Here is a 5,962-nt window from a genome sequence, read left to right as displayed (position 1 = left end):
GGGCGCCGCGGGCGCACTTGCCCGCCAGGAGGACGAGGGTGAGCGACGCACCCAGCCTCCGCGCGGAGTCAGCCCCCCCCGCCCGCCTGTCGGCGCCGCCCTCGTTGCCGGCGGCGACCACGAACAGGGTGCCGTAGCGCGCGGTGAGTTCGTCGACGGCCCGGCTCTCGGGATCGCTGCCGTCGGTGGGACCGCCGCCCAGGCTCATGTTGGCGACCTTCGCGCCGTGCCGGGCCGCCCACTCCATGCCGGCGATGACCCCGGAGTCGCTACCGGTGCCGTGGTCGCCGAGGACCTTGACGTTGAGCAGTTTCGCGTCGTACGCGATGCCCTTGCGTGCGCCGTTCGAGGCGGCACCCGAACCCGCGATGGTGCCGGCCACATGGGTGCCGTGGCCCACGTGGTCGACGGCGTCCGGGGAATCGGAGAAGTTCGCCGAGTCGGTGATCCTGTCCCGCAGATCCGGGTGGGTGCCGTCGACACCGGTGTCGATGACCGCGACCGTGACGCCCTTGCCGGTGTGTCCGGAGTCCCAGGCGTCCGGGGCCTTGACCTTGGTGAGGTTCCAGTCGAGGCCGGTGGCCTTGACCTTGCCGTCGAGCCAGATGTGGCTGACGCCGGCCAGGGGGCCTGCCGTGGCAGCGAGCTTCTTGGTGACACCCTGACGGCTCAGCGCGGCACGCCCGGCTGCGGCCAGGTAACTGCCGAGGCCCTGTGCGGCCTTGGCGCGGGGCTCCCGCACCGCGGTGGAGTGAATGCTCGTCAGCTCGCGCACGGTCCGGACCGAGGCGGTGCCGAGCTTCCGGGCGGTGTCGTCGGCGCCCGCGGGGTGCTGGACGATCAGGGGCAGGCTGCGGGCATGCGCGTCGTCGTACTTCTGCCGGATCAGCTCACTGACGTCGAAGAGCCGTTCGTCCAGCACCGATCCGACGAGCGGCAGCACGTCACTGGGGATGACCCGGACATCGCCATCGCTGTCGGTCATGGTGGTGAAGGCGACGTGGCGACCGGGTACGGCGGCCGGTGTCACCATGGGCACCGGCCGGCCGTCGGGTCCCTTGCCGACGAGCACCCGGTCACCGGTGATCAGGGTCACCGCCACGGGCCGGGGCGAACCGGTCGTGTCGGCGTCGGAGACGTGGGGAGCGGACGCGGCCGTCGCGGTGGCGACGGCAGGTGGCAGTCCGGTCAGGGACAGCACGCCGGCAGCGGCGAGTGCCATCGCCGCTCTGCGTGGTATGCGCACGGAAGGGTCCTCCTGGAGGTGGACGAGAGGCGTACGCCGCCGCAACCGGGTTGCGGCTGGCCGGCGGCGTTCGTCTCCGACGGATGAACGCGCCGGGCATGACGGTTGGTCACACCGTTGTCGGCGCGGGGGCCACCCTTCCAGCGCCGCGTGCTGGTCCAGAAGGCCGCGGGTGGACGTGATGTCCACGGATCCGGCCTCCGCTCCTCCCCTTGCGGCACCGCGTCGCGACGGCGCTGCCCCGGCGGCGAACTCCCTGTCGGAGAGCGCGGGTCGAGCGCTCACAAGCTGTTGTCGGGCCGGACTCGAGGGCCGCGTTGCGCGGAGTGTGCGCGGGCATGTCCGCGGGCGCGTCCGGTCGCGGGCCGCCTCAGCCGAAAAACACTTGGACGCCACCGGCTCCGTCACGGGACACTGCCATCTCTCACTGTCCGTGCACATGTGACAACACAGGGTTGGGATGGGATCGCCTGAATCGGGCCGGGTTCCGCCGGCCAGGGGCCCCGTGCTCCTCGCACTTCGCTACTACGGGCGGGAGTTGACCCGCCTGCGACGCCTCACGGTGCCGGCGCTGGTGCTGCCCGCGCTCGGCAACATCGGCCTCAACTACATCGGGCCGCTGGTCGTCGCCAAGCTCGTCGGCCGCATCGCCGGCGACACCGGTGTCTCCCTCGGCACCACACTGCCGTACGTCCTCGGTTTCGTCGGTGTCCTGCTGCTCGCGGAGACGCTGTGGCGCATCGGACTGCACTGCCTGAACCGCCTCGACGCCCTCGGCATCGAGCACCTGTATCTCATCGGAATGGACGAGCTGTTCGCCAAGGACGCCGCGTTCTTCCACGACAACTTCGCCGGGTCCCTGACCAAGCGGGTGCTGAGTTTCGCCTCCCGCTTCGAGGACTTCGTCGACACGCTGACATTCAACCTGGTGGGCAGCCTCGTGCCTCTGGCGTTCGGGTCGGTGGTGCTGTGGCGCTACGAACCGCTGCTCGTCGTCGGTCTCCTGGTCATGATCGCACTGACGGCAGTGTGCGTGGCGCCCCTCATCCGTCGCCGTCAGCGGCTGGTCAACCAGCGCGAGGAGGCCATCGCCCGGGTCTCGGGCCATGTCGCCGACAGCCTGATGAACATGGACACGGTCCGGGCGTTCGCCGCCGAGGAACGCGAGGCCGCCGAACACCGGTCCCGCGTGGCCACGTCACGGCGGCTGACCCTGCGCTCGTGGGACTACGGCAACCTGCGCATCGACACACTGGTCGCGCCGATGTCCGTACTGACCAACGCACTGGGCCTGCTGCTCGCCGTCGCGATCTCAGGGGGCGGGCACGGTGTGGAGGCGGTGGTCGTGGCCTTCACGTACTACACGAACGCGACCCGGATCATGTTCGAGTTCAACCAGATCTACCGTCGCCTGGAGAGCTCCATGACGGAGGCCGCGCAGTTCACCGAACTGCTGCTGGAGCCGCCGACCGTGCTCGACCCGGTGACGCCGGAGCCGCTGCGGTCCAGGGCCTGCGACGTCCGCTTCGAACGGGTGACGTTCGCCCACGGTGGAGGGGGCCCGCTGTTCGAGGACCTCGACCTGACAGTGCCCTGCGGCACCAAGATCGGTCTCGTGGGCCGGTCCGGCGGCGGCAAGACCACCCTCACCCGGCTGCTGCTGCGGATGACGGACATCGACTCGGGCCGGATCCTGATCGGGGGCCAGGACATCAGCCGGCTGCGCCAGTCCGACCTGCGCGGCATGATCGCCTACGTGCCGCAGGACCCGGCGATGTTCCACCGGACCCTGCGGGACAACATCGCCTTCGCCCGGCCGGACGCCACCGACGCGGAGATCCGCCGCGCGGCCGAGGCGGCGCACGTCACGGAGTTCGCCGACGCGCTGCCGGACGGTTTCGACACGATGGTGGGGGAGCGCGGGATCAAACTGTCCGGCGGACAGCGCCAGCGGGTCGCCCTCGCCAGGGCAATCCTGCGGGACGCGCCGATCCTGCTGCTCGACGAGGCGACCAGCGCCCTGGACTCCGAGAGCGAGATCCTCGTGCAGGAGGCGCTGTGGCGGCTCATGGAGGGGCGGACGGCACTCGTGGTGGCGCACCGGCTGAGCACGGTCGCGGGCATGGACCGGCTCGTCGTCCTCGACCGCGGCCGGATCGTCGAGCAGGGCACGCACCAGGAACTGCTCGCCTCCGACGGCGCCTACGCGAAGCTGTGGCAGCACCAGTCGGGCGGCTTCCTCGACGAAAGCCCAGAGCGGGCAGGCCTGTACTGAGCGCCGGCCCGGCCGGGCGTCCCACCGGGCCGCGGGTGACGCGGTCGGCACGCATACCGTGCGGCCCGGTGGCCTTCCACCCCCGTCGCCCGGTCGACGCGCGAGGGCGGCACCGTACGTCCTGCTCGTTCCGGCAGCCCCCGTGGCCCGCTCCGGAACCCGTGCCCCCGACGACCGCCCGCACCGCTACGGCAAACAGCTCGCCCCGCACCTCGGCCGCCGCTGAGGGTGCCCTGCTCCTCGCCGCGGAGGCATGCGACGGACGCCTCGCGCGGCCGGAGGGCGCCGTGGGCCGTCACCTGGTCCGCTCCGGCCCCGGGACGAACCGGTCGTGCGGTGTCGGCGCGAGACGGGCGGCCCCGGGACGGCTCAGCGCGGTTGCCGATCGGCCCCTGCCGCCCACAGGCCGCGCACATGGCCCAGATGGCGGGTCATGATCTCGCGCACCGCCCGCGCGTCGCGGTCCAGCAGGGCGTCGAGGAGCTCCAAGTGCTCCTCGGCGGAGGCCAGCAGACGGCCCGCCTCCACCAGCGCGGTGAGACCGTACAGACGGGAGCGGCCCCGCAGATCGGCGACCACCTCGACGAGATGGGCGTTTCCGGCCAGGGCGAGCAGACCGAGGTGGAAGCGGGTGTCCGCCTCGACGTAGGCGATGAGGTCGCCCGCCGCCGCGGCCGTGACGATCTCCCGGGCCGCCGGGCGCAGTGCCTCCAGGGAGACCCGGTCGGCCTTCGTGGCCAGCTCCACCACGGTGGGGATCTCGATGAGCGAGCGGATGTGCGTGTACTCGTCCAGTTGTTTGTCGGAGACGGCGGTCACCCGGAAACCCTTGTTGGGGACCGTGTCGACCAGGCCCTCCTTGGCCAGGTCCAGCATCGCCTCGCGCACCGGGGTCGCCGAGACGCCGAAACGGGCCGCGAGCGAGGGGGCCGAGTACACCTCGCCCGGCCGCAGCTCGCCCGCGATCAGCGCGGCCCGCAGGGCCTCGGCGACCCGCTCGCGGTAGCTGCTCCGCCGACCGCCCAGCCGGGGGAGTTCGGGTGCGGCAGACGGTGGGCTGCTGCGCTGGGCGGTCATCGGGTGTCTCCTCGGAGGGGGTGGTGCAATGTCACGTGCTGTCAGTATGGACGGCTAGAGCACGAAGCCCCGCGGGAAGGGGTCGGCCGGATCGAGCAGGTACTGGGCCGTGCCCGTGATCCAGGCGCGGCCGGTGAAGCTCGGCAGTACGGCCGGGATCCCGGCGACCTCGGTCTCGCCCAGCAGCCTTCCGGTGAACCGTGTCCCGATGAAGGACTCGTTCACGAACTCGGTGTGCAGGGGCAGTTCACCGCGTGCGTGCAGCTGCGCCATGCGCGCGCTCGTCCCGGTGCCGCAGGGCGAGCGGTCGAACCAGCCGGGGTGGATGGCCATCGCGTGCCGTGAGTGACGGGCCGTGGCACCCGGCGCGTACAGGTGGACGTGGTGGCAGCCGCGGATGGAGGGGTCCTCGGGGTGGACCGGTTCCTCCTCGGCGTTGATGGCGTCCATCAGGGCCAGACCCGCCCTCAGGATGTCGTCCTTGCGGGCCCGGTCGAAGGGCAGCCCGAACTCCTCGAGCGGCAGGATCGCGTAGAAGTTCCCGCCGTAGGCGAGGTCGTACGTGACCGTCCGTCCGTCGGCCAGCACGGCCTTGCGGTCCAGGCCGGCGGAGAACGACGGCACGTTCCTGAGCGTGACGTTCCTGGCGGCCCCGTCCTCGACCGCGACCTCGGCGACGACGGGCCCGGCCGGGGTGTCGAGGCGGATCGTGGTGACCGGTTCCACGACCTCCACCATGCCGGTCTCCACGAGCACGGTCGCCACCCCGATCGTGCCGTGCCCGCACATCGGCAGATAGCCGGAGACCTCGATGTAGACGACGCCCCAGTCGCAGTCGGGACGCGTCGGCGGCTGCAGGACCGCGCCGCTCATCGCGGAGTGGCCGCGCGGCTCGTTCATCAGCAACTGCTTGATGTGGTCGCGGTGTTCACGGAAGTACAGCCGTCGCTCGTTCATCGTCGCGCCGGGGATGGTGCCGATCCCGCCGGTGATCACGCGGGTGGGCATCCCCTCGGTGTGCGAGTCGACGGCGTGCAGGACGAGTCTGCTGCGCATGCTCCGGCCTTCCTCTCAGCCGAGTCCGGCGGCCAGGGCCTTCTCGGTGGCCGCGCGGACCGCGGCCTCCTGCTCCGGCAGCAGCGGGACCCGCGGGGGCCGCACCGGGCCGCCGTGCCGTCCGGCGATGTCCATGGACAACTTGATGGCCTGCACGAACTCGACCCGCGAGTCCCAGCGCAGCAGCGGGTGCAGCTGCCGGTACAGGGGCAGCGCGGCCGCGAGGTCGCCTGTCACCGCGGCCCGGTACAGCTCGGCGCAGGCGGCCGGCAGCGCGTTCGGGTAACCGGCGACCCACCCCTTGGCGC

General features: G+C 71.8%; 5 protein-coding genes. 1 reads left to right on the top strand and 4 read right to left on the bottom strand.

The annotated features are described in order from the left end of the window. On the bottom strand, positions 1 to 1,246 hold a 1,246-nt coding region (locus ACFW2E_RS39750; RefSeq protein ID WP_384474832.1), incomplete at its 3' end, for a S8 family serine peptidase. A gap of 460 nt (positions 1,247 to 1,706) precedes the next feature. Between ACFW2E_RS39750 and ACFW2E_RS39745 the strand changes: the two genes are divergently transcribed. Then, the gene (locus tag ACFW2E_RS39745) at positions 1,707 to 3,521 is read left to right on the top strand and encodes an ABC transporter ATP-binding protein (protein WP_384474829.1); all 1,815 of its coding nucleotides are present in this window, start codon (positions 1,707 to 1,709) and stop codon (positions 3,519 to 3,521) included. 369 nt (positions 3,522 to 3,890) lie between these two features. On the opposite strand, the gene ACFW2E_RS39740 is transcribed toward ACFW2E_RS39745, so the two are convergent. The 3 genes from ACFW2E_RS39740 to ACFW2E_RS39730 form a co-directional block, all read right to left on the bottom strand. Beyond that, positions 3,891 to 4,598, bottom strand: a complete 708-nt coding sequence (locus ACFW2E_RS39740; protein WP_384474826.1) for a GntR family transcriptional regulator — start codon at positions 4,596 to 4,598, stop codon at positions 3,891 to 3,893. Between the two features lie 54 nt (positions 4,599 to 4,652). Continuing rightward, a complete protein-coding gene (locus ACFW2E_RS39735; protein WP_384474823.1) occupies positions 4,653 to 5,654 on the bottom strand; it encodes a proline racemase family protein in 1,002 nt (333 codons plus the stop codon). A gap of 15 nt (positions 5,655 to 5,669) precedes the next feature. Continuing rightward, the coding region (locus ACFW2E_RS39730) for a dihydrodipicolinate synthase family protein (protein ID WP_384474820.1) at positions 5,670 to 5,962 on the bottom strand (293 nt) is incomplete at its 5' end.

The organism is Streptomyces sp. NPDC058964 (assembly GCF_042741275.1).
Classification (GTDB): Bacteria; Actinomycetota; Actinomycetes; order Streptomycetales; family Streptomycetaceae; genus Streptomyces.
This window is presented reverse-complemented; position numbering and strand designations above follow the sequence as displayed.